This window comes from Pseudorhodoplanes sp. (assembly GCF_046289595.1).
Taxonomy (GTDB): Bacteria; Pseudomonadota; Alphaproteobacteria; order Rhizobiales; family Xanthobacteraceae; genus Pseudorhodoplanes.
Genome location: NZ_JBKBVB010000067.1, coordinates 1 through 24,054, shown reverse-complemented (window position 1 = coordinate 24,054; position 24,054 = coordinate 1). Strand labels below are relative to the sequence as shown.

The following is a 24,054-nucleotide window of genomic DNA, read 5'->3' as shown; positions in this document are numbered from 1 at the left end:
ATTCCGGGAACAGCGCCAGAAAGCGGCGCTGCAGCGGGTGTTTGGCGATCCATTCCTCGAACGGTACAAGCTCGTTTGCCGCATCGGTTGCCTTCTCCGCGCGCTGCTCGGCGAAGACGATCGTTCCCGGCTTCAGCCTGTCGACCGGAATCGAAGCGAGCGTCTCCACCTGCTCGAGCTTGAACGCGTCGGCGTGCAACGGTGCGGTTGCGAGCATGGTCTCTGTGGCCAGCGCGGCTGCTGCCAGCAGGACGGCGATCATTCGTTTCATGCGGTATCGCTCAATAAGCCCTGCGCCCGAAGAAATAATCCGGATCGACGCGGCGCGGGGCGCGCCGGTAATAATCGTCGTCGGAAAATTCAGGCCTGCGTTGCTGAGGCCGCGGGCCGTAATAATAGCCGCCGGAATTGAAACCCGAACGCGGCTGGAAGAAATCGCGGAAGTCGAGCCCGTAGCGGCTGTCATAAGGCCATCGCTGAACCCGGCTGCCATCCTCCTCGAAGCCGTCGCCGCCGCGATAATAGTCGAACTGGTCGCTGCGCGATACGATACGGTAGCGGGTATCGGACACGCCCCCGACCGGGTCGCGCCGCAGATATTCGACGCCGGCGGCTGCTCGTTGACCGGCTGCCTGGTCGATGTCCCCGGTATCGGGATCGATCCGGACAGCGACGAGCTGGCGGGCGGCGTCGGGCGAGGGTCCGCTGAGTGCGGTTTTCGGCGCATGCGTTCGCCATACCGCCTCCAGAATCGGCTCGAACATCGGCAGCGCCACCCGTCCGCCGGTCTGGCCGCGGCCGAGTGTGCGGCGGCCCTTGGCGTTGTCGTAGCCGACCCAGATCGCCACCGTGACCTCGTTGGTAAAGCCGACGAACCAGGCATCGAGCTCGTTGTCGGTCGTGCCGGTCTTGCCCGCCGCGTAAGTCGCCAGATGCCGCGCCGATCGCGCGGTGCCGCGCGTGAAGACGCCCTGCAGCATCGATTTGAGCTGGAAGAATGCGGCGCGATCGACCGAGCCGATCCAGTTCACCGCATTGTGGTCGGCCTTGTAGATCAGGCGGCCCTGCCGCTCGATGGAGTCGATGACATGGGGCACCGGTCGCGCGCCTTCGTTGGCGATGGCCGCGTAGAAGGCAGCAAGGTCGATCAGCCGCAAGGGCTGGGCGCCGAGAATGAACGGATAGAACCGGCTGCATTCGCGATAGAGCTGCGCCTCGATGGCGAGCTCGCAGATGCGGTCCAGCCCTTGCTCGGGACTGTTTTCGATCCCGTAGGCCATCAGCTGCGCGGTCGCCAGATTGCGCGAATCCTCGAGTGCACGCCGCAGCGTGACGGCGCCGCCGGAGCCGCCACCGGCATTGCGGGGCGCCCAGTAATCCTTCGGCCGCGGATTGGGACCGCCGCCGATCGGCGGAAATACGATCGGCGAGTCCATGACAAGCGTGTTCGGCTGCAGGCCGTTCTTGAGTGCTGCAAGATAGGTGACCGGCTTTAGCGTCGAGCCGGGCTGGCGCAGGCTCTGGACCGCACGGTTGAGCTGGCTTTCGGGATAGGAAAAGCCACCGGTCATCGCGAGAATGCGGCCGGTCTTGTTTTCCAGGACGACGGCTGCGCCCTGGACCGACGGCCGAACCCGCAACTCGGCACGCGCTGCCTGCGGGTTTTTCTGTTTGCCGGACGCCTCGCGGACGCGGACATAGACCACGTCGTTGACCTTGAGACTGCGGCGGGTCGCGGCGTTCCAGGGATTGAGCGCGACGGTGCGGCCATCCATCAGGCCGACGGTGAGCACGTCGCCGCGCTTGGTTCGTCCGTTCTCGAGGACGACTGCCGGCTGCCATTGCACATCGTAGAGAGGCATCCGCACGTTCTTGAGGGCGGCAAGCCAGGCCGGGTCGTCGCCCCGTTGCTCGTCGGTCATCGCCGCGATCGCCTCGGCAATATTCGTCTCGGCGCCCTCGAACTTGAAGCGGCCGGTATTGAGCTCGTAACGCGCCAACCCCTCCTGCAGCACAGCCTCGGTGGCGCGCTGCAGATCCGGATTGAGGGTTGAGCGCACGACATATGAGGCGTCGGTGAGCCCGCTGATTCCGCCGATCGAGCGCGCCTCGCGGGAAACGTGATCGAGGAAATGATAACCAGTGTCCGGCCGAAGCCGCTCGTAGGCCACGAATGGCGGCAGGGGCGGCCTCGTCTCGCCGGCCTCGATCGCGCCATCTTCGCGCATCCGCGCCAGGACATAGGCGAGCCGGTCGCGGGCACGACCCGCATTGCGATCGGGACTGAAATAGTTCGGTCCTTTGGCGAGGCCGGCGATGAAGGCCGACTCGACCGGGGTCAGCGCGCCCACCGATTTGCCGAAATAGCCGCGCGCCGCCATTTCTACGCCCCAGGCGCCGCGGCCGAGATAGATCGAGTTCAGATAGAGTTCTAGAATTTCGTTCTTGCTGAGCGAGCGTTCGAGCTGCGACGCGACGATGATTTCGCGCAGCTTGCGCTCGTAGGTAACGTCGTTGCCGACCAGGATGGTCTTGGCGAGCTGCTGGGTGATGGTGGATCCACCCTGCGGGCGGCCCGGCTGCGCCAGATTGCCGATAAAGGCCCGCACCAGACCGCGCTCGTCAATACCGCGGTGCTGCAGGAAACGTTTGTCCTCGGCCGCGATGAAGGCGTTACGTACGGTTTCCGGAATGTCGGCGATCGACACCCAGATCCGGCGGTTTTCCGGGGTGAAGACTTCGCTGAACGGCTCGCCCTTGCCGTCCAGGATCAGGCTCATGCCGGGCAGCTTCAATTCCTTTAACCGCCCTACATCCGGCAGATCCTTCAGGGCCTGGTTATAGAATGAGATGACCTCGGTCAGGTCCACCGGCGATTGCTCAACCGCCTCGCCCTTGCAGAATTCCCGGTAGACCGTGTGCAGGTCGGAAAAGGACAGGCCCTTGAGGACCTTGATTTCCTCACCTAGCGCATCCTTATCGTCCATCGCGGTGGCGATCAGATCGTCAAGGTTGATCTGCTCGATATCAAAGGACTTGCGCATATGGAGGCAGCCGGCCCGCAGCAGTTCCGCCACCTCAGTCTTGTCCCGGATCGGGTCAAATTCGGCCTTGATGGCATCGGGCCGGGTCGTGGCCTGGCTGAAGGCGAGGGCCGTCGCCAGAACCTTGACGAGAATAATGTTCATCGACTGTCACGCACCCGAATGCCGCCCCGGCTTCGTCGAAGATGCTACCTGAAGCGGGACAAAATAAGGAGAGCCGCTTGCCGATAGCGCGCTTTTGATGCGGAGCGCGCTACAGCCGGCCCACCGTCCCGAAGTTCCCCGCTGACCGACCGGCTCGCACCGACCATCGGCCGGGAATTCCACGTCCTGCCGATGCCCGCCGGCCACAGCCGGACGCTGTAATATTGCTGACATCTCGTTTCGTAATAGTTTCACAGGGTTGATTCTACGTACATCCAAGAACCGATGATCCTGGCAGCACGCATTGTGCCGCCCGGAAATGTGGGTTCTTGCGCCGCTCGGCAGGATCACGCGCAACATTCGGTTTCCGGTACGACTGGCATTCACGCTTTCATCCCCTCCCTCTGGCTCGCGATCGGCACAACACATGAAAGCTCAGAAGCTCAACAACGAGATGGTTGCAGGCGCCTATGACCGATGGGCACCGGTCTACGACATCGTGTTCGGCCCAATTTTCCATCGCGGCCGGCAGGCGGCGATCGAGGCGGCCGAACGGATCGGCGGCCGCATCCTGGAGGTCGGGATCGGTACCGGGATTGCGCTGAAGGACTATTCGCCGCGAAACCGCATCGTCGGCATCGACATCTCCGAATCGATGCTGGAAAAGGCGAAAATGCGCGTGCGCGACATGGGCCTCACGCATGTCGAGCAGCTTGCGGTCATGGATGCCAGTAACCTCGATTTTCCGGACAATTCTTTCGACGTGGTCATGGCGCAGTACGTGGTTTCGACCGTGCCGCGGCCGGAAGCCACGCTCGACGAATTCACCCGGGTGCTCAAGCCGGGCGGCGAAATTATCCTGGCCAGCCGGCTCAGCGAAGAGAACGGGATCCGCCGCTCCATCGAGCATTTCGTGTCTCCAGCGGCGCGCAAGCTCGGCTGGCGCACCGAATTCGGCTGGGAGCGCTATCTCGCCTGGGCCCAACGCACCCCGAGCATCGAACTGGTCGAGCGCCGCAAGATGCCGCCGCTCGGGCATTTCGCGCTGATCCGCTTCCGCAAAAAGGCGGTCGCGACCGGCGCCGGCAATGTTACCGGTATGGGACGTGCGGCAGACCACAGCGCCTCTTGAATTTCACCAACTCACAGCGTCGCTGTCGCGGCCGCAGCGCCTCCGGCCGAACCATCAGATCAATCGAACAGGGGAAAAGTCATGGGTTTCATGGAAGCGCTGCGCGAACAGCGTTGGGACGATCACCGCTATTATCATCACAGCCGGATCAACCAGACGCTGCATCTGGTCAGCGCGGTCAGCTTTTTGGTCGCCTATGTGATGGTGTTTTTCGACCCGGCAATCGCCGCACTGATCGGCTGGCTGGTGTCGATGACCTCGCGCCAAGCAGGACATTTCTTCTTCGAGCCGCGGGGCTACGATCACGTCAACCAGGCCACCCATGAGCACAAGGAAGACATCAAGGTCGGCTACAACCTGCAGCGCAAGGTGGTGCTGATGGTATTGTGGGCCGCATCGCCGCTGGTTCTGTTCGTGAGCCCGACCCTGTTCGGGATTTTCGAGCCTGCAGCGGGCCTCGCCGATTTCGTCCGGCAGACCGCCAAAATCTGGCTGGCAATCGGTCTTGGCGGCCTTATCGCCCGCACCGTGCAGCTGTTCTTCATTCGCGACGTGCAGACCGGCTTGGTCTGGGCGACGAAAATCCTCACCGACCCATTCCACGACATCAAGCTCTACTACAAGGCCCCTCTTTATCTGCTGCGCGGCGAATTGATCGATCCAAACCACGGCAAGCACCGCCCGCACGAGGACGGTGCGGAGGAAGAGGAAGTCGCACTGCGGCCGATGTGAGCCAGGGACGCAGCACACGGCTGCAGCGCCAAGCCGGGCTTGCGCGAACTATGCCGCTATAGCGTTTTCTAGCGAAGTGGACACCGGTTCGCGTGAAGAAAACGCTTCAACGCAACAACTTAGAGTCTTTTCGCAATTCGAAGAAAAGCGAAAAGACTCTAGCGGGATGCAAAACGGCGGGCGATCAGTTCCTTCAGGATTGCCCGCTTCACCGACTTGTTGGTGGCCGACGGCGGCGTCCACCACCATCCGTCCCGCTCCATCTCGGCCGCGGCGGCGGTGAAACGATCCGCCACGGCCGCAAAATCCGCGTCGGTGTAATTGAGGCTGAAGATCAGGCGGCCGCTGCCGACCCAGCTCAGCGCCAGGCCATGGGCGCGCAAATAGAATTGCAGCATCCAATTGTAACGCGACGGACGCGCATAGAGTACGGTCCAGATCGTCGACAGATTGGCGACCTGCACCGGCAGGCCGGCCTCATTCATCCGCGCATTGAGCGCAGCGGCGCGGCGGTTCCAGGTTTCGTCGAGACCGTCATAGACGCCACGCAGTTCCGGCCCGTCGAGGCGCGTCAGGAACTCGTCCATCGCCGCCATCACATAAGGATGGGAGTTGAAGGTGCCGCGCGCGAAGCAGATATCGGCCGGCCGGTCATCGCGAAAGCGGCGCATCAAGTCGGCGCGGCCGCAGACCACGCCGACCGGCAGACCACCACCGAGCGTCTTGCCGTAGGTCACCATATCTGCCTTCACGCCGAAATACTCCTGGGCGCCGCCCCGCGCCAGCCGGAAGCCGACGAAGACTTCATCGAAAATCAGGACGATGCCGCGCTCGGTGCATACCTGCCGCAGCTTGCGCAGCCATTGTGCATAGGCATCGCGGTCGAAATGTGCACGACGACCGCCATCGACCAGCGCGGAATCGCCCGGCGCATTGGCGTTTGGATGCAGCGCCTGCAGCGGATTGACCAGGACGCAAGCGATGTTCCGGCGCGTGCGAAGCACATGCAGAGTCTTCTCCGACATGTCGCTCAGCGTATAGGTGTAGTCGGCCGGCACCGGATTGCCGATGCCGGGCTGCACATCGCCCCACCAGCCGTGATAGGCGCCGCACAGCCGCACGAGGTGGCTGCGCCGCGTATGATAGCGCGCCAGCCGCACCGCCTGCATCACCGCTTCGGTGCCGGACATGTGAAACGATACTTCGTCGAGACCGGAGATCGCCTTGAGCCGCCGCACATTGTCGACCACCACCGGATGCAGATTACCGAGAACCGGCCCGAGATCGCGGACCCGCTCGGCGCTCGTTGCGATGCAATCCTTGTAGAAGTCGTAGCCGAAAACGTTGACGCCGTAGGAGCCGGTCAGGTCGTAGAAATCGTTGCCGTCCAGATCGGTGACCGTCACGCCACGCGACGCCTGCACAAACGATCCGCCCTTCAGGTTCTCCCGTACCACGCGGCTGAACTGGAACGGCACGCGGTAGCGCGCGGTGAATTGCAGATCGGAAATGCCCTGCGCCGCCTCGGCGGTCATTTCGGCGGATTTAGCAAACCGCGCCCGGTACAGATCGGCGAGCCGGCCAAAGCTCTCGCGGCGGCGCGCCACAATATCGTCCGGTGCACCATCGGCGCTGAAGAAGCTTTTCTCATCGTATTCGTAGAAGGGGATGAAAGACGCCAGCCGCCGCGACATGCGGGCATGTCCTTCGAGCGAGCGATGCTTGGCGTTGGACAGATCGAGCCGGGCCTTGGCTTTGGGAAGCAAACCGGCGAGCGCCGCCGCACCGGCGGCGTAGAGAGCGATTGCGGCGTATGACGAATCCATGACCGCAGGCGGTTTAAGCACAGAAGAATACAGGATGATGACACAGCGCAGATCGATGCCGTCTCTGGGTGAGGAACTCAATTTCCTGCTCACCAACCGCATCCCGCGCCGCCTGGCGACGCAGTTCGTCGGCTGGCTCAGCAAGGTCGAGCAGCCGTTGGTTCGCGATATTTCAATCGGGGTGTGGCGGCTGTTTTCCAGGCTGGACCTGAGCGAGGCAAAGAAGACCAAATTCGTGAGCATGCACGATTGCTTCACGCGCGAACTGAAGGAGGGCGCGCGTCCGATCGACACCGATCCGGACGTCCTGATCAGCCCCTGCGATGGCATTGTCGGCGCCTGCGGCCACGTTGTCGACGGCCGGCTCTATCAGGCAAAAGGCCTGACCTATCGATTGGACGAGCTCGTTGGAGATGCGGACTTCGAAAAGACCTATCGAAACGGCTGCTTCGTTACCTTGCGGCTCACCGCCAGCATGTATCACCGTTTCCATGCGCCCTATGACTGCACGGTCGAGCAGGTGACCGCGATTTCCGGAGACACCTGGAACGTCAACCCAATTGCGGTCAAGCGCATCGAGAAACTGTTCTGCCGAAACGAACGCGCCGCAATCAGGACGAGATTATCCACCGGTTCGGTCGTAACCCTGGTTCCGGTCGCCGCCATCCTCGTTGCCAGTATCCGGCTTCATTGCCTCGATCTGACCCTGGGCATGCATTATCGCGGCGCGCGAAGGCTTGCCTGCAACGCCAAACTCGCCAAGGGCGAGGAGATGGGATGGTTTGAGCATGGCTCGACCATCATCGTATTTGCGCCCGAAGGCTTCGCGCTTTCGCCCGGCATCGAAGAAGGCGCCACCATCCGGATGGGACAGCCGCTGTTACGGCTGCCATAGGCCGCGCCCTAGAGTCTTTTCGCTTTTCTTCGAATCGCGAAAAGACTCTAGGGTGTTGCGTTGGCGCGTTTTCTTCACGCGAACCGGTGCCCACTTCGCTCGAAAACGCTTTAACGGCGGCGGGACCGCGGCGCGAACGGAAGGACGGCGGTGGTCCGCGGGAGCTTTATAGCGTCTTGAAGCGCGCCGAAATCGCCCCGCGCGTTCACGACGCTGGTCTGCGGGACCGGCGCCGGATCGAGGCTGCGAATGTCGGCATAACGAATCGCTCTGTAATTTCCGAAGCTATCGAGGATTTCGGCATAGTTGGAGCGGCAAATAATCCGTTCGGCGGCGACTGGCCCAGCTATCGTACCGATGATGACCGCCTCTCCGGTCCGGCTGCAGGCCGCAAGGGCCTTTTGCAGCCGCGTTACACGCACTTCATTCAACGAGATGACGGTGCTCATGACCTGATCCGTGGCTTTCCATGGCCCTTAACCCGGAAACTGAAAGGGGGTTCCAGCCTTGCGCATTCGTCTGGCGGACGCCCCGCCCGGTTCATTTGGCGCCGGCCTGTCCCGAGGGGTCCAGTCGCGGCAGCCAGCCGCACCGGCCGGATCGACGCGCGACAGGCCACGAAGGGCTGTCCGGACACTCTGCCCGGCAAGGCGAAAACCGGCGCAGCCGGCGACGGCTATCGACCTGGCATGAAGCGATGCGCTGTTAACCGCGTATTATCCTCAATCGGCGAGGAATGGCGTGTGACATCGTGGATGACGATTGGCGCTGCCATCAAGGTGTATCGCGCCAGCCGGTTCGGGTGATTGCCGTGCTCACTGCCGAGCAGAAGCCGCGATCGCTGAAGAACGCTTCAGTGAATCTGCGCGACCTGACCATTCTTGTGGCCGATCCCGGGACCTATACGCGCCGGGTGGTCTACGGAATGCTGCGCGGATTTGGCGCCAACCGCATTCTGGAGGCGGCCGATGCCGGTGATGTCCTTTCCGCTCTCATGCAGCAAAAGGTCGATATCCTGATCCTGGACGCCAAGCTGCCGCCGCAGGACGGGCTGGCCGTGACGCTGGCGATCCGGCGCAATCCGGACAGCGAAAACAGGACGCTGCCCATCCTGATCATGACCAGCGAAGCGCAGCAATCCACGGTCAAGGAAGCGCGCGACGCGGGCGCCAATATGGTGGTGGCCAAGCCGATGTCGCCGACCACGCTTTACGACCGGCTGGTCTGGATCGCGTTCGACCGCCGGCAGTTTATCGACTGCCCGACATATTTCGGACCGGACCGGCGTTTCAAGATCGAGGGCTATCCGACCGGCGTCGGCCGCCGCGCCAGCGACAAGAGTATCGAAGTCGCCGATGCCACCGAGCCCAACCTCGAACAGGACGACATCGACAGTCTGTTCCAGGCTGCGCGTGCAGGACAGAACGAATGAGCGGCAAAACCCCGCCCAATGTCCGGGTTTTCTCGGTCAAGACCCGCTTTCAGGAGCTGGCGCAGCGTCCCGGCGGCCTGCCGCGCGACATCGCGATCCAGCAGGCCGAAACCCAGATCGAGACCTTCAAGGCCGAATTCGTGGATTTCGTCGAGCAGGAACTGAATGAACTCACGCAGGCACTCCGTGAGGCCCAGGCCGGTCAGACCGATGAATACCGGATCGAACTGATCCACGCCCGCTGCCGGCAATTGCGGGACACCGGCACGACGATGGGCCTGACGCTTCTAACCTTCATTTCCGACAATCTCTGCCGGGTGCTGGATACCATCCGCAATGGCGCGCCCTACGACCGCGAAGTGATCGAGTGCCATATCGACGCCCTGTTTCTGGCCAAGCAAAAGTCCTATCGCCATGTCCGTCCGGAACAGGTTCCCGAGATGACGGACGGCTTGCACCGCATGCTGGAGCGCGCCAATCGCAGTCTGGCCGACAGGCAAGCCGGCTAGAGTCTTTTCGCTTTTCTTCGAATCGCGAAAAGACTCCAAGTTGTTGCGTTGGCGCGTTTTCTTCACGCGAACCGGTGCCCACTTCGTTCGAAAACGCTATAGACCACTTTCAAAACACCACGTCGATCTCGAGTTCGTCCTCGGAAGGTTCCGGCAGTGGCTGAAACACCGTGCCGAGTCCGTTTTCCAGCCGGTCGAGAAATCGCTCCTTCAAATCCGCCAGAACGATTTCGTGAATAACATCGCGTCCGAAAGGGGCGCGCGGCTCGCTGGTTTCGAGCGGAAGCGCCTGCGTCGAAGCGGCATAGCGCGCGAGGGCCCCGCTCAGCGCTTCGAATTCCTGCTTGAGGCGGTCGAAGCTCTGAAGGGTTACGATCAGTTCGCGGTCCGGCTTGCTGTCGCGCATCACGAGTTCTGTAACGCGCGCCACCGTATCCTCCAGTTCGCGCACATTGTCGAGAAACAGCGTCGCCAGCACACCGAGCAGGGCTGCGATTTCGGATAGCGCGCCGTCGGGCGCTGGAGCATTCCGCGTCGCGCTTTCGCCCTCCGAACTCACCGCAGCACCGACACTCATTTACGACAGCTTCCCCATCACCTGTTCAATTTTCTGACGCAGGACTTGGACAGTGAAGGGTTTGATGAGGTAGTTGTTCACGCCGGCCTGCGCCGCCTTGACCACCAGTTCCCGGTCGCCGCGACCGGTCAGAAGGATGAAGGGAACCCGGCGCACCACCGGATGTCCACGCACTGCGCGCAACAGGTCGAGGCCGTCCATCTGATCCATGTAATAGTCGGAAATGATCAGGTCGATCGGCTGCAGCGACGCAATCTCCATCGCCTTGATGCCGTTTTCCGCCTCGTGAATTTGGCGGATACCCATCTGTTCGAGGCTCATTGCCGTCATTTTTCGTACGCTTTCCTGATCATCAACGACCAGGACTTTAAGCGCCACTGCATTCGGCATCGTCGTTCTCCTCGTTCGGCAGGCGGCAATAAACCGGCCCGCCTTAAATCCCTGTTCAGGCGACCTTCGCAAATGTATTTTGTTTGGACTGCATTGCCGTCGAGGCCGACTCACCCGCCAGGTCCGACAGTTTCTCGACGTCCAGGATCAGCGCAACGCTGCCGTTGCCGAGGATCGTCGCGGCGGCGACGCCGGGCACCGGGCCGTAGCTTTCTTCGATACTCTTGACCACCACTTGCTGATGTCCGCACAGCTCGTCGGCCACGAGGCCGAGCCGGGTGCCGTCACCGGCATCGGTTATGATGACGACGCATTCGCCGGACAGGTCGGCCGAAGATCCGATATGCAGAAGGTCGCCCAGATAGACCAGCGGCACCAGATCGCCGCGCAGTTGCAGCATGCCGCGCGTGCCGACGAGATTGTTGATGCTTGAGCGCGGCGGCCGCAGGCATTCGACGATCATCGACATCGGCATGACGTAGGTCTCGCGGCCGACCTTGATGACCATGCCGTCCATGACGGCAAGCGTCAGCGGCAGCGAAAACTGGATGACGGTGCCCTTGCCGCGCACCGATTGCAGTGACAGCCGGCCGCCGATCTCCTGGATATTGGTCTTGACCACGTCCATGCCGACGCCTCGACCGGAAATGTCGGAGATCACGTCGGCCGTGGAGAAGCCGGGCATCATAATGAGGTTATTGATCTCGTCCTCGGAAAGCACGGCGTCGGGACTGACGAGGCCCTTCTCGCGGGCTTTCTGCAAAACCTTCTCGGTATTGATGCCGCCGCCGTCGTCGCTGACCTCGATGACGATCCGGCCGCCGCGATGGTCCGCGGAGAGACGGATGGTGCCTTCCTCGCTTTTGCCGGCGGCAAGCCGGACGTCCGGCGCTTCAATGCCGTGGTCGACCGAGTTCCGGATGATGTGCGTCAGCGGATCGGTCAGCCGCTCGATGATCGAGCGATCGACCTCGGTGGTTTCGCCCGCAAGTTCGATCCGGATCTTCTTGCCGACCTTGGCGGCGGTTTCGCGCACCAGCCGTGGCATACGCTGGAACACGGTGCCGACAGCCTGTGCGCGCATCGACATCAATCCGTCTTTCAGTTCGCGGGTATGATGCACCACCTCGTCGAGGATTTGGGAAAGACGGTCGCTCACTCCTTCCGGCAGGTCATGCACGATCTGGCCCAGCATGGCCTGCGCGATAACAAGTTCGCCGACGATATTGACGACGCGGTCGATCTTCTCGAGTTCGATGCGGGTGGTGGTCGCCTGCGGTTTCTGCGCCGGCCGGGCCGCCGTCGCAGGACGCTCCGCCGGAACCACCGGTGCCGCGGGCGACTTCTGCTCGGATCTTGGCGCTGGCGGAACGGGCGGCGCCTCCGGTACCGGCTGCGACGCAACGGCCGCCACCGGTTCAACCGGCGCTACCGGAGGCGCGGCAGCGACCACGGGAAGCGGCGCGGCCGGAGCAGCTTCAGCGACCGGATCGGCCGGGACACCGACGTCCGGGTGCGCCGCGGCGATTTCATGGATGGTGATCTCGCAGTCGCCGACGAAATCGAAAAGATCCTGGAGCTGTTCGCGCGTGGCCTCTGTTGTCAGGGTGCCGGCCCAGCTCAGATACGGAATTTCCGGCCTGAGCGAGATCAGGTCGGGCAAGCCCGACTGATCCGCCGTCAGTTCGAGTTGGCCGAGCTGACGCAACTGCCGGATCAGAAGCAGCGGATCGCTGCCGTTTCGCAGCATGTCCGGGCTCGGGCGGATCGCAATGTTGAAGCAGCGCTGTCCGGCCTCATCCGCAAAGGCGTCGGCTTTCACCGGCGTAAAATCGAGCCCGTCGAAATCTGCGATCTCGTCGTCGGCTGCCCCGTCGACGCGCACTGGAACGAAGTCCAGCCCCTCGAAGTCCGCGGGCGCTTCCTCCTCGCCCGCAGAATCGGTTCCTAGCAGCCGTTCCAGGGAATGCCGGCATTCATCGCCGAAACCTGACGGAATTTCGTCGCCTGCCCGTGAAATCTGCACGAGGTCGGACAGCACATCGCTTGATGCCAGCAGGACGTCCATGACATCAGTGGTCGTCGCGAGGTCGCCGCGCCGGACTGCGTCGAGCGTGGTCTCGAACACATGGGCAAACCCGACCAGCGCCTCGAAGCCGAAAATGCCCGCACCACCCTTCACCGAATGCACGGCGCGGAAGACCGCGTTGATCGTATCATCCGAGCCGAGTCCGTCGCGCATGTCGCTCAGGCCCTGCTCGATCAGTTGCATACCCTCCGCACATTCGTCGAAGAAGGTCTGCTTGAGTTGCTCCAAACTCGCCATCGGCGTCGTCCCTTCTTCCCTAGCAGGCCACCTTGCGGACCGTCGCGACCAGGCGTTCCGGGTCGAACGGCTTCACCAGCCAGCCGGTCGCGCCGGCCTCGCGTGCGATATTCTTCTTTTCGGCCTCGCTTTCGGTCGTGAGCACGAGGATCGGAGTGGTCTTGTGTTCCGGCCGCGCGCGCAGCTGGCGGACCACCTCGTAGCCGTCCATCCGCGGCATGTTGATGTCGGTGATGACCACATCGACATTCTCACGTTCGAGCAGGTCGACGCCCTCCTTGCCGTCGACCGCCTGGATTACATCGAAGCCTGCATCCGCCAGCGTCAGCATCAGCATGTCGCGCATGGTCTTGGAATCGTCGATCGTCAGGATTCTGATATTGCCGACCGAGGCCGCCGATTCCTCGATCACGTCCATCACCGGCGGCTCGGCAACAGCCGGCGCCTCGTCGGCAGCGGCGACCGCAGGTTCGGGCAATTCGCGCATGCCCTCGGCCCAGTCGAGACCGAGATCGGCAAAGGCGGCTACAAATGCATCGGATGGGTTATCGATCCACACATGCGAATCGCGCTTCGCCGCAAGCAGAATCTGGATGCATGGAAGCGTCAGCGCCTGGACGTCCGACGCATCGAGACGCACGCCGCCGGCCGTCTGTACCTGACGCAAAATATCCTGGTGCAGTCCGATTGCGGATGAAAGATCGAGGCTGCTCGGGAGCTTCATCGGAAACCTCTCAATTCATGCCTGAAAATCATCACTGCAAAATCTCCCCTCGCATCGTCCACTCATACGGCCTGCGCTACGCGATGAGCGGCCTGAGAATCAAACTTGCCCTCGTAGGCGTCGAGAATGGCGTCGGCGACCTGATTGAGCGAACACTGCCGCATCACGCCGCCGCGTTCGAAGGCAACATGAGGCATGCCGTAGATGAGCGACGATGCCTCGTCCTGCCCGATTGTCACGGCCCCGGCCTTTCGCATGTCGAGCATCCCATCTGCGCCGTCCTTGCCCATCCCGGTCAGGATGACGCCGATGCCGTTGCGGCCGACCACACGGGCCATTGAGCGAAACAGAACATCGACAGAGGGGCGGTGGCCGCTCACGGCGGCACCGTCGTCCAACGCGCAGCGATACTCGGTTCCGGCCTTGACCACCTGAAGATGGTGCGAGCCCGGCGCGATATAGACATGGCCCGGCTCGATGACGTCGCGATCGGCTGCCTCCGTCACCGTCATCGGGCATTCGCGGTTGAGACGCTGGGCGAAAGCTGCGGTGAAGCGCGGCGGCATATGCTGGGTGATGACGATCGGCGGACAATCGGCGGGCAGGTTCATCAGAACGACCTTGAGCGCCTCGACGCCGCCTGTGGATGCGCCGATTGCGACGATCTTGCCGTTGGGCCGTACCGGGCGAGCCGACTTTCGCATCGGCGCTGGCGCCATGGCCGCGCGGGTGGCGATCTTCGTGCGAGCCGCCGCCTTGACTTTCGCCTGCAATTCACCGGCCAGGGCGGCCAGGGCGTGCGCGGCATCGGTGGAAGGCTTGGCGATGAAGTCAACGGCGCCGATCTCCAGCGCTTCGAGCGTAATGTCTGCCCCGGCCTGGGTCAGGGTCGAAATCATGATCACCGGCATGGGCCGCAGTGTCATGATCTTGCGCAGGAAGGTGATGCCGTCCATGTGCGGCATCTCGACATCGAGCGTGATCACATCGGGATTCAACGCCTTGATACGCTCGCGCGCGACGAACGGATCGTCGGCAGTCCCCACCACCTCGATCTCGGGATCGGCCGACAGAAGCGTCGTCAGCAACTGCCGTATCAGCGCTGAATCGTCGACGATCAGGACTCGTACCGGTTTGCGCATGTTCGGCCTCTAATTGTCAAACAAGTCAATTTCGCCTGCAGGTGCCCGCGTCTGCAGGCGCTTTGCGTGTTCGATCTCGTCTCGGGCAACCGCGCCGGACGCATCGCGGCCGAGCAGACGACGCACCACGCGACCGGTCGCCGGCGAATAGTGAATGCGGCGCGGGAAACGGCCGCCAAGGTCCTGCGCCACGCAGCGCAGGCGTTCCGCCTCCAGATACCGGAGCGCGAATTGCGCATTGTCGGTGCCGACGGCGATATTGCTTTCGGTGACGTTGCCGCCGCCAAACACCTTGATTTCCAGGGACTCGCGCGAACAGCCCATCTTCATCAATTCGTTGATGAGCTTTTCCATCGCGAAATTGCCGAAACGGGTCGATTCCGGATCGCGGCCCCAGCCGCCGGTTCGGCCCTGCGGCAACATGAAATGGTTCATCCCGCCGATGCCAAGACGAGGGTCGCGAATGCACGCTGCGACACAAGAACCAAGCACGGTGACCAGCGTCTCGTCCGCCTTGTCCGTGACATAGAATTCGCCCGGAAAAACCTTCACCATCCAGGTGCCGGCGGACGCATCGTAGAACCGGCGCCCGCCCGGCGAGCCCACGTCCGGTCTCGGCGGCGTCTCGATGCCCCGGACCGCTGCCGCAACGCTCATGCCTTCCTCCGGTATGTCGTGCGGCCAACAAGCTGCAGTTCCGAATGTGTTCCGTGAAACGATTCCGAATGACCGATGTACAGAAATCCGCCTGGCTTGATATGCTGGATGAACCGGTCGATCAGCGCGGTCTTGGTCGGGTTGTCGAAATAGATCATCACGTTGCGGCAGAAGATCGCGTCAAACTTGCCGCGAAAGGGCCATTGCTCGATCAGATTGAGCCGCCGGAACACGATCAGTGAACGGATGCTCTCGGCCGCGGCGAGACTTTCCTTGCTGCCGTCGCCGACCGGTTCGAAATAGTCGAGATAAGGACGCGGCACGCTCTCAAAGGCATTCAGCGGGTAGATGCCCCTCGCCGCCTTTCCAAGCACATCGGTATCGATGTCTGTCGCAAGAATACGGACATCCAGCCGGGCGCCGCTCGGAATTTCCCGCCGCAGTACGGCGGCCAACGTATAGGGTTCCTCACCCGTCGAGCAGCCTGCCGACCAGACCCTGAGGCGGCCATCGCCCCGCCGTTGCCCGTTGATGAAGGGAACCGCGACCTGACTGCGGAAATGGTCGAAGTGATGCGACTCGCGGAAGAACTTGGTGAGATTGGTCGAGATCGCATTGATGAAGCTCTCCAGTTCACCTGCGTTCTCCGCGAGGTAGGCGCGGTACTCCTTGAATGCGGTGAAGCCGAGCGCACGGAGACGCCGCGAAACGCGGGTATAAACCAGATTGCGCTTGCTCTCGGACAAGGCAATGCCGGCATGCTCGCGCGCGAGTTGCACGAGGCTTCGGAAATCCGCGTCGGAGAAGGCGAATTCCCGGGCCGGCTCGTTCGCTGCCAGGTCGCCGAGCGCGACGGCCGTGGCAGTATTGTGCACCTGTCGCGCCATGTGAGGCCTAGAACTCTTCCCAATCCTGATCCGAAGCCGTGGCCAACGCGGTGTTGCCCTGCGTCATGGGCCTTGAAGCGGTGCGGGCGCGCGGCGTAGCCGCTCTCGGAGCCGCAGACTTCGGCCGCGCCGCTGCGGGCTTGACCAAGCCGTCGCCGCCGATTCGGAATTTCGCAACCTGCTCGTTCATCGATTGAGATTGCTCCTCCAGGGCCTTGGCGGCGGAAGCATTCTGCTCGACAAGCGCCGAATTCTGCTGGGTCACTTCGTCCATCTGCGACAGGGCGATATTGACTTGGCCGATTCCGGTCGATTGCTCGCCGCTGGCGGTGGCGATGTCGGCTACGATCTCCGCAACCTGGCGGATCGATCCGACGATTTCCTCCAGAGCCGCACCGGCCTTGTTCACGAGCTCGACGCCCTCCTGAACCTGGACTGATGAATTGCCGATCAAGTCCTTGATGTCCTTGGCGGCCTGCGACGAACGCTGCGCAAGACTGCGGACCTCGGACGCGACCACGGCGAAACCGCGACCGGCTTCGCCCGCCCGCGCCGCTTCAACCGCGGCATTCAGAGCGAGCAGGTTGGTTTGCCGGGCAATTTCGTCGATGACGCCGATGATGTCGGATATGCGGTTCGAGCTTTCTTCGATCCGCGCCATCGCATCCACGGCCTGGGACACCACCGCGCTGCCGCGGTCCGCCACGCCCTGCGTTTCCACCGCGAACTGGCTGGCCTGCTGCGCATTCTCGGCATTCTTCCGCACGGTCGTCGAAATTTCTTCCATCGACGCCGAGGTTTGTTCGAGGCTCGCCGCCTGCTCCTCGGTGCGTTGCGAGAGGTCGGCGGTCGACGTTGCGATTTCGGCAGCGGTGCTGGCGACGTCTCGCGTCGAGGCGGCGATCGCGCGCATCGTCTCCTCGAGCTGAGCAACCGTGGCGTTAAAATCGTCGCGCAACTGGATGTAGCTTTCGGTGATGCCTTCATTCAGGCGCGTGGTCAGATCGCCGGCCGCCACTTGAGCAAGGCCGGTCGCCAGGGCGCGGACCACGGCCGCCTGCTCTTCGGCAATCCGCGCCTGCTCTCTGGCATTACGCTCACGATCGCTTTCGCTCTGCCGGCGCTGTTCTTCGGTCTGACCTTCAAGCCGCCGCTTCTCAACCTCGGCATCGCGGAACACCAGGACGGCGCGTGCCATCTTGCCGATTTCATCAGCACGATTCTCGTCGGGCACGACGATGTCCACACGGCCTTGGGCAAGCTCGCCCATGGTGCCGACCAACTGATTGAGCGGACGCACCACGCCACGCCAAATCGTCAGGATGCCGAAACCGGCAATCACAAGACCCAGAAGCCCGAGAACGGCCATGATGATGGTCGTGCGGTACATGTCCGCCTCGATCATCTTGTGGCCTTGCGCAGCCTGTTCCGCGTAGATGCGGGCCAGACCCTCAAGATCCTTATTCAGGGCTGTGCGCACGTTGCGATTGGCGTCGTTGTCGCCCCATTCGCGACCCGCCGCCGGGCTGACTTCCGTGCCGAGCCGGACCAGCTCGCGCCGGAATTCCTGGAATTGCGCAATGCGCTTCGAGAATGCGTCGAACTGCTCGCGATCGCCCGCACCGACGACCTTCTGCCATTCCTTGACGAGCGCCCCGATCTCGTCGTTGAATCGCAGCAGTCCCGTCCCGAAGCGCTTCGCGGTCGCGGTATCCGGAGACATATAGATGCCGCGGGATTCCATCACGACCGCATAGATCAGGCTATTGACCCGCTCGACGTTGCGGGCGCCGATCGAAGCAATTTCAATCTCCTTCTCACGTTCCATGAACGAACGGGAGTTGAAGACCGATACAAGAGCCAGCACCGCGATGATCACCGTCATCGCCGCAAACAAACTATAGAGTTTCGTCGAGATCGAGAGCTGTGGAATTTTGAACATCGTCTGGCCTTTGGCTTTCGGCTAGTTGGCTTGGACGCGATCGGAATCGCTTTGCGGAACGGAAAGAAGATTGTGCAGGTCGATGAGCGCAATCATTGACGTATCCACGGTGACCAGCCCGGAAAGAAAATCGATCCGGGAGGCCTGCGCGATTTTCGGGACCGGCTGAACCTGGGCAGGCTCAAAGGAAACGATGTCGAGCACGCGGTCGGCGAGAAGTCCGACCTGCCGCGTACCGACCTGCACGATAATCACCACATGAATGGGCGAAGCGTCGGTAAGGCCCTGGCCGAAACGGCAGCGCAGGTCGATGATCGGCACGATCGCGCCGCGCAGGTTCAGCACCCCGCGCACGGCATCCGGCTGACGTGGCAAATGGGTGATCTCGGACCACCCTTTGATCTCGCGCACCGCCATGATGTCGACCCCATATTGGTCGTTATCGATGGCAAAGCTGATGATCTGGGTCGGCACTGTCGCAGCGCGCGCCGCTGCCGCGGGCTGAAAATCAGTCGCGTTGGAAAATTCGGGCGCCGCCTCTGCCTGATTCGGACTGGGATTCATTGCGCGTAACCGATGCTCGTAACCCTCTTTCTGAGGCCAGTTCGAAGACGTCCGACGGATGAACGAACGGGAGGACGGAGCAACCGCGCAGGCTCAGAGCGTGGGAGGAAGGAAACCGCTAAATTGCGCTGTGAAACTGCAGCAAAAACTTTAGGAAACGGTAAACTACGACCGTCCCGTGGGGCTTGCAGCGGCGCGCGGTTCAGCCAAGGCGGCTGAAGTGAAAGCGCAGGAAATCCACCAGGATCTCGACGCGCGCCGGACGCGGTGCACCGGGCGGCGTGACGAGGTGCAGCGCAATCTCAGGCAGCGACCAGCCCTCCAGCACCGGCACAAGATTCTGCTGCGACAGCGAATCCCGGACCAAGAATACCGGCTGGACCGCGATTCCCTGTCCGGCGAGCAAAGCTGGCATCAGCGCGTCGGCATTGTTGGCCCGCAATGGACCCGTGGTTCGCACCGCAACCTCCTCGCCTGCCGCGTTCGAAAAGCGCCAGACATCTGCCGCGGGCAGATAAGCGTAACCGAGGCAGGCATGAGCTGCGAGGTCTCGCGGATGCCGGGGTGTTCCGTGCGCTTTCAGATAAGCGGGCGCAGCGACGGTCACCCGGGGCACGGCGCAGAGTCTGCGTGCCAGCAGGGACGAGTCCGCGAGCGCCGCGATTCGCAAGGCGGCGTCGAAGCCCTCCCCGATCAGGTCGACGGCCGCGTCGCTGAGATGCAGATCGACCGACACCTCCGGATATTGGGCGAGGAATTCCGGCAGGACCGGCGCCACCTCGCGCAGCCCGAATGACATCGGCGCCGCCAGCCGCACCAGACCGCGCGGGACCGCGGACTGCGCCTGGGCCTCGCTCTCGGCGGCTTCCGCTTCTGCCAGCATCCGCGAGGCCCGTTCCAGCAAGGTCCGGCCCCCATCGGTCAAAGCAAGCCGGCGGGAGGTCCGGTTGAACAGCCTGGTTCCAAGCCTTTCCTCGAGCCGGGCAACCGCCTTGGATACCGTGGGTTTGGACAAGCCGAGTTCGGCGGACGCCGCCGAAAACGAGCGCAATTCGGCGACTTTGGCGAAAATGGCGAGACCTTCAAGATCTGGCATCATGTAATAATCGGAAACAATAGATTTCCTCAGTTTCTATTTATTTGCACCGATCGGTCAATATGTTGCGGGGCGAAACGGCGCCGATCCCAGGCGCTCTGTTTGGCAACATCGAGGACCAACCATGACCGCCAGCACCCGACACGGCATCCACCATGTCACGGCGATCGCCGGTCCGGCGCAGCGCAACCTCGACTTCTACACGCGCATCCTGGGCCTGCGCTTGGTCAAGAAGACCGTGAATTTCGACGACCCCGGCACCTACCACTTCTATTTCGGCGACGAGGCCGGTTCGCCCGGCACCATCCTCACCTTTTTTCCGTGGGAGTATGTGGCGGCGGGACGGCTCGGCGTCGGCGAGACGCAGGAGACGGTGTTCCGCGTGCCGGAAGGTGCGATCGGCTACTGGACCCATCGCTTCATCGAGAAGGGTGTCGCCCATGACAGCCCGGCACGCCGGTTCGGCGAAACCATCGTGTCGTTTCGCGATCCGGACGGCATGCGGCTGGCGCTGATCGGCGTGCCCGGCATCGAGTCCGAACCGGCATGGAGCGGCGGCGATGTGCCTGCACAATTCGCCATGCGCGGCTTCCACAGCGTCAAGCTGCTGCTGAAGGACGCCGCGCCGACCGGTGCGATCCTGACCGATGTGCTCGGCTTCAGCGAGGTCGGGCGCGAAGGCCAGATCGTGCGCTACAAGGCTGGCGCCACTGGCATCGGCGGCATCGTCGACATCCACGAGGCGGGCGCGTTCCTGCCCGGCCGCATGGGCGGCGGATCGGTCCACCATATCGCGTTCCGCGCCGCCGACGATGCCGAAGAACTCGCAATGGCCAGGAAACTCGCCGAAAACCACGGCCTCCAGACCACAGAGCAGCGGGACCGCAACTATTTCCGGTCGGTCTATTTCCGCGAGCCCGGGGGTGTGCTGTTCGAAATCGCGACCGATGCCCCGGGCTTTGCGATCGACGAGCCCGTCACTTCTCTTGGTCGGTCGCTCAAGCTGCCGCCAGCTTACGAAAACCGGCGGCGCGAGATCGAGCGGGGTTTGCCGGAACTTGCCTGACGATTGCTTCTCCTCCCGCCCCACCCGGCGGGAGGAGCCTGCATTGCAAACGATTGCGGCCCTGCCCGCCACCAAGGCCTCCAGCAATAACGTCACACACCAAAGCGAGGACAACGCAGAGCCCGCGTTCAGGTTCAGCGGCTCACCGGCGGCACAGGCTCGCGGTGGCGCAGACGGCGCGGCTCGCACAGCGCGGCTCAGATGATGGCGTGGCGGACCTTGGCGGACACCCATTCGCTGAGCAGGACGGTGGCAAGGATCACCAGCAGCAGCAGACTGACCTGCGTCCATGCGAGCGTGGACAGCGACGCTTCGAGATTGAGGCCGATGCCGCCGGCGCCGACCAGCCCGACCACCGAAGACTCGCGGATATTGATGTCCCAGCGGAATACGCTGATGCCGGCAAAGGCCGGCATGATCTGCGGCACGATGCCGTAATCCATGACCTGCGCGGACGACGCGCCGGTCGCCTCGATCGCCGCGACCTGCGAGGTATCGATCTCCTCAATCGCCTCGTAGAGCAGCTTGCCGATGAAGCCGATCGAGCGCAGCGCAATCGCCACGATCCCGGCCAGCACGCCGGGACCGAGAATGGTGACCAGCAGCAGCGCCCAGATCAGCGAATTGATCGAGCGCGAGGACACGATGATCAGGAGTGCCACCGGCCGCACCAGAAGGACGCTTGGCGTTGTGTTTCGCGCGGCGAGAAACGCCACCGGCACGGCGATCAGGATCGCAAGCAGCGTGCCGAGCGTGGCAATGGCCAGCGTATCCCAGAGCGGCCGCCACAACTCGTTCATGTAGGACCAGCGCGGCGGCACCATGCGCGAGCCGATATCGGCGGCCTGTTTCGGCGCATCCCAGACGAAGGCCCAGATCGTGTCCTTCGTCATGACCTGCCAGGAAAACACGAACAGCGCGACCAGAAGCAGCCAGCCGAACCAGCGCACAATGTCCTGCCGCGGCGTCCTGCGCCGCCACGCGGGCGATCCTGCGCTGTTGCGGGACACCGGCATCACTGGATCGCCTTGCGGATGAGGCCGGAAGAATATTCGCAGACCATCACGATCGCGATAATGAGGATCAGCACGGCGGCGGCGGTGTCGTATTCGTAGCGGCTGAGCGAGGTGTTCAGCGTCGCGCCAATGCCGCCGGCCCCGACGATGCCGACTACGGCGGATTCGCGAAAGTTGATGTCGATGCGGTAGAGCGACAGCCCGATCAGCCGCGGCATCACCTGCGGCTGGACCGCGTAATTGACAAGCTGCGCCCATGACGCGCCGGTGGCGCGGATTGCTTCGGCCTGCGCGGGATCGATATCCTCGATGTCTTCGGCCAGAAGCTTGGCGAGAAAACCGATGGTTGCGAAGGATAGCGTGAGGAAACCGGCGAACGGCCCGAAGCCGACCATGGCGACAAACAGGATGGCGATGATGACTTCCTGGAAGGTGCGGGACACCGCGATGACGCCCCGGCACACGAGATAGACAGGCATCGGCGACAGATTGCGTGCAGCACCGATGCCGATCGGAATCGAGATCAGGACACCGACCACCGTCGATGTGACGGTCATGGTCAGGCTTTCCTGCATGCCTTGCGCGATGTCGGTCCAGCGGTCGGTAAAGTTCGGCTGCAGGAAGCCGCTCAGAAGGCGCAGGCCGCGCGCGGCGCCTTCGGTGACCCGCGCCCAGTTCACGTCAATGGCGCCGACTGCGACCACGACATAAAGCAGCGCGCCGCCATAAATCGCCCATCGCAAGGCGGCGCTGCCGATCAGCGGCGGCTTTCGCCAGACTGAAGGATAGCGCGCCGGATTCGCCGTGTCGGTCATTGCCTTAGACCGCGACCGGCAGCTTCATTTCGTGGCCATGCGGCGCAGCGTCGTCATCATGGGCGGCAGTCGCCGTCCAGTCTTCCTCGCCGTAGATTGTGGTCAGCACATCCGGCGTCAGGCCATCGGCCCGGCCGTCATAGACGATCTCTCCGGAACGCAGGCCGACGATGCGCGGCAGGAACATCTGCGCCAGCATCACGTCATGGATGTTGACCACCGCGGCAAGGTTGCGCTCCTCGCAGATTTCGCAGATCAGCCGCATGATCTGGCGCGAGGTTTTGGGATCGAGGCTCGCGGTCGGTTCATCGATCAGGAGGAGTTCCGGCTCCTGCTGCAAGGCGCGTGCGATGCCGACGCGCTGGCGCTGGCCGCCGGAGAGCGCATCGGCGCGCTTGTCGACATGATCAAGGAGGCCGACGCGATCAAGTGTGGCGAACGCATTGCGCACGTCAGCCGGCGGATAGCGGCGCAGGAAGCTCCGCCAGAACGGCACATAGCCGAGCCGGCCGGACAGCACGTTTTCCATCACCGTCAGCCGTTCGACCAGGGCGAATTCCTGGAAGATCATGCCCATGCGGCGGCGCAGCTTTCGCAATTCCGAGCGGCCGACGCCGGTGATCTCGCGATCATTCAGAAAGATGCGGCCCGCCGTGGGTTCGACGAGCCGGTTGATGCAGCGGATCAATGTGGACTTGCCGGCGCCGGACGGACCGATCAGGCCGATCACCTGGCCGGCCGGCACCGCAAGATCGACGCCTTTCAGCGCCATGTCGCCGGTCTTGTAACGCTTGACCAGCCCCTCGATACGAAGCATGCGCTTCAATCAACCCTTGCAGTCGTATTTGATGCCCATTGCGGCGTCGATTTCGCGCACCGCCTGCCAGTGATCCTTGTAGTTGATCGGCAGGAATTTCTGCATCGGCGGATTGGTCTTGCCGAATTCCTTCGCAAGCTCCGAACCCTCCCACGGGAAGGTGAAGAAGGCTTCCTTCACTTTTTCGGCCAGTTCGGGCTTGAGATTATAGACATAACCGTAGCCCGTGGTCGGGAAGGTCTTCGACTTGTAGATGGTGACGATCTGGTCTTTCTTGACCACGCCGCGCTCGAACATGCGATGCATCACTTCGTTGGCGAT

General features: G+C 62.8%; 23 protein-coding genes and 2 pseudogenes. 6 read left to right on the top strand and 19 right to left on the bottom strand.

Translation table 11 applies throughout. The features are described 5' to 3' along the window. Window positions 1–271, bottom strand: a pseudogene (locus ACK41X_RS14535) (hypothetical protein); the annotation flags it as partial. A gap of 10 nt (window positions 272–281) precedes the next feature. Next, a complete protein-coding gene (locus tag ACK41X_RS14530) occupies window positions 282–3,188 on the bottom strand; it encodes a penicillin-binding protein 1A (RefSeq protein WP_409724527.1) in 2,907 nt (968 codons plus the stop codon). Between the two features lie 427 nt (window positions 3,189–3,615). Between ACK41X_RS14530 and ACK41X_RS14525 the strand changes: the two genes are divergently transcribed. Beyond that, window positions 3,616–4,320: a class I SAM-dependent methyltransferase gene (locus tag ACK41X_RS14525; protein ID WP_409724524.1), complete on the top strand. Its 705-nt coding sequence runs from the start codon at window positions 3,616–3,618 to the stop codon at window positions 4,318–4,320. Between the two features lie 81 nt (window positions 4,321–4,401). Further along, entirely contained in the window at window positions 4,402–5,052 is a 651-nt protein-coding gene (locus ACK41X_RS14520) for a hypothetical protein (protein WP_409724521.1), read from the top strand. A 158-nt stretch (window positions 5,053–5,210) separates the two neighbouring features. On the opposite strand, the gene ACK41X_RS14515 is transcribed toward ACK41X_RS14520, so the two are convergent. After that, a complete protein-coding gene (locus ACK41X_RS14515; protein ID WP_409724518.1) occupies window positions 5,211–6,878 on the bottom strand; it encodes an aminotransferase class III-fold pyridoxal phosphate-dependent enzyme in 1,668 nt (555 codons plus the stop codon). A 37-nt stretch (window positions 6,879–6,915) separates the two neighbouring features. Between ACK41X_RS14515 and asd the strand changes: the two genes are divergently transcribed. Beyond that, window positions 6,916–7,773 carry an archaetidylserine decarboxylase gene (gene asd / locus ACK41X_RS14510; protein WP_409724515.1) on the top strand — a complete coding sequence of 286 codons (858 nt, stop codon included), beginning with the start codon at window positions 6,916–6,918 and terminating at the stop codon, window positions 7,771–7,773. Between the two features lie 110 nt (window positions 7,774–7,883). Here the strand turns inward: asd and ACK41X_RS14505 are convergent, their stop codons facing one another. Next, the gene (locus ACK41X_RS14505; RefSeq protein WP_409724513.1) at window positions 7,884–8,222 is read right to left on the bottom strand and encodes a hypothetical protein; all 339 of its coding nucleotides are present in this window, start codon (window positions 8,220–8,222) and stop codon (window positions 7,884–7,886) included. A 302-nt stretch (window positions 8,223–8,524) separates the two neighbouring features. On the opposite strand from ACK41X_RS14505, the gene ACK41X_RS14500 reads away from it, so the two are divergent. After that, window positions 8,525–9,205: a response regulator gene (locus ACK41X_RS14500; RefSeq protein ID WP_409724510.1), complete on the top strand. Its 681-nt coding sequence runs from the start codon at window positions 8,525–8,527 to the stop codon at window positions 9,203–9,205. Continuing rightward, entirely contained in the window at window positions 9,202–9,714 is a 513-nt protein-coding gene (locus ACK41X_RS14495) for a hypothetical protein (protein ID WP_409724507.1), read from the top strand. Before ACK41X_RS14500 ends, ACK41X_RS14495 begins: the two co-directional genes overlap by 4 nt. A gap of 109 nt (window positions 9,715–9,823) precedes the next feature. On the opposite strand, the gene ACK41X_RS14490 is transcribed toward ACK41X_RS14495, so the two are convergent. From ACK41X_RS14490 to ACK41X_RS14440, 11 genes and pseudogenes are all read right to left on the bottom strand, one after another. Beyond that, the gene (locus ACK41X_RS14490) at window positions 9,824–10,291 is read right to left on the bottom strand and encodes a hypothetical protein (RefSeq protein ID WP_409724504.1); all 468 of its coding nucleotides are present in this window, start codon (window positions 10,289–10,291) and stop codon (window positions 9,824–9,826) included. After that, a complete protein-coding gene (locus tag ACK41X_RS14485; protein WP_409724501.1) occupies window positions 10,292–10,681 on the bottom strand; it encodes a response regulator in 390 nt (129 codons plus the stop codon). It abuts the gene before it with no gap. Window positions 10,682–10,736: 55 nt separating this feature from the next. After that, complete coding sequence (locus tag ACK41X_RS14480) at window positions 10,737–13,007, bottom strand: chemotaxis protein CheA (protein ID WP_409724498.1); 2,271 nt, start codon at window positions 13,005–13,007, stop codon at window positions 10,737–10,739. Window positions 13,008–13,026: 19 nt separating this feature from the next. Beyond that, the gene (locus tag ACK41X_RS14475) at window positions 13,027–13,425 is read right to left on the bottom strand and encodes a response regulator (RefSeq protein ID WP_409724530.1); all 399 of its coding nucleotides are present in this window, start codon (window positions 13,423–13,425) and stop codon (window positions 13,027–13,029) included. A 93-nt stretch (window positions 13,426–13,518) separates the two neighbouring features. Next, window positions 13,519–13,731: pseudogene (locus ACK41X_RS14470) on the bottom strand (STAS domain-containing protein); the annotation flags it as partial. Window positions 13,732–13,793: 62 nt separating this feature from the next. Then, on the bottom strand, window positions 13,794–14,873 hold the full coding sequence (locus ACK41X_RS14465; protein ID WP_409724495.1) for a chemotaxis response regulator protein-glutamate methylesterase: 1,080 nt from the start codon (window positions 14,871–14,873) through the stop codon (window positions 13,794–13,796). 9 nt (window positions 14,874–14,882) lie between these two features. After that, window positions 14,883–15,530, bottom strand: coding sequence for a chemoreceptor glutamine deamidase CheD (locus tag ACK41X_RS14460; protein WP_409724492.1), 648 nt, complete (start codon window positions 15,528–15,530; stop codon window positions 14,883–14,885). Next, a complete protein-coding gene (locus tag ACK41X_RS14455) occupies window positions 15,527–16,405 on the bottom strand; it encodes a CheR family methyltransferase (RefSeq protein WP_409724489.1) in 879 nt (292 codons plus the stop codon). Before ACK41X_RS14455 ends, ACK41X_RS14460 begins: the two co-directional genes overlap by 4 nt. Window positions 16,406–16,424: 19 nt before the next feature. Next, a complete protein-coding gene (locus ACK41X_RS14450; protein WP_409724486.1) occupies window positions 16,425–18,359 on the bottom strand; it encodes a methyl-accepting chemotaxis protein in 1,935 nt (644 codons plus the stop codon). A gap of 21 nt (window positions 18,360–18,380) precedes the next feature. Next, window positions 18,381–18,923 (bottom strand): chemotaxis protein CheW, encoded by a 543-nt coding sequence (locus ACK41X_RS14445; RefSeq protein ID WP_409724483.1) that lies wholly within the window; start codon window positions 18,921–18,923, stop codon window positions 18,381–18,383. A gap of 202 nt (window positions 18,924–19,125) precedes the next feature. Then, window positions 19,126–20,022, bottom strand: a complete 897-nt coding sequence (locus ACK41X_RS14440) for a LysR substrate-binding domain-containing protein (RefSeq protein ID WP_409724480.1) — start codon at window positions 20,020–20,022, stop codon at window positions 19,126–19,128. Window positions 20,023–20,143: 121 nt separating this feature from the next. Between ACK41X_RS14440 and ACK41X_RS14435 the strand changes: the two genes are divergently transcribed. Then, on the top strand, window positions 20,144–21,085 hold the full coding sequence (locus tag ACK41X_RS14435) for a ring-cleaving dioxygenase (RefSeq protein WP_409724478.1): 942 nt from the start codon (window positions 20,144–20,146) through the stop codon (window positions 21,083–21,085). A 197-nt stretch (window positions 21,086–21,282) separates the two neighbouring features. On the opposite strand, the gene phnE (ACK41X_RS14430) is transcribed toward ACK41X_RS14435, so the two are convergent. From phnE (ACK41X_RS14430) to ACK41X_RS14415, 4 genes are all read right to left on the bottom strand, one after another. Beyond that, window positions 21,283–22,101: a phosphonate ABC transporter, permease protein PhnE gene (phnE, locus tag ACK41X_RS14430; RefSeq protein ID WP_409724476.1), complete on the bottom strand. Its 819-nt coding sequence runs from the start codon at window positions 22,099–22,101 to the stop codon at window positions 21,283–21,285. Then, on the bottom strand, window positions 22,101–22,916 hold the full coding sequence (gene phnE, locus ACK41X_RS14425) for a phosphonate ABC transporter, permease protein PhnE (protein WP_409724473.1): 816 nt from the start codon (window positions 22,914–22,916) through the stop codon (window positions 22,101–22,103). Before phnE (ACK41X_RS14425) ends, phnE (ACK41X_RS14430) begins: the two co-directional genes overlap by 1 nt. A gap of 4 nt (window positions 22,917–22,920) precedes the next feature. After that, window positions 22,921–23,733 (bottom strand): phosphonate ABC transporter ATP-binding protein, encoded by an 813-nt coding sequence (phnC, locus tag ACK41X_RS14420; RefSeq protein ID WP_409724470.1) that lies wholly within the window; start codon window positions 23,731–23,733, stop codon window positions 22,921–22,923. 9 nt (window positions 23,734–23,742) lie between these two features. Then, a partial coding sequence (locus ACK41X_RS14415; RefSeq protein ID WP_409724467.1) for a PhnD/SsuA/transferrin family substrate-binding protein occupies window positions 23,743–24,054 on the bottom strand: 312 nt, incomplete at its 5' end.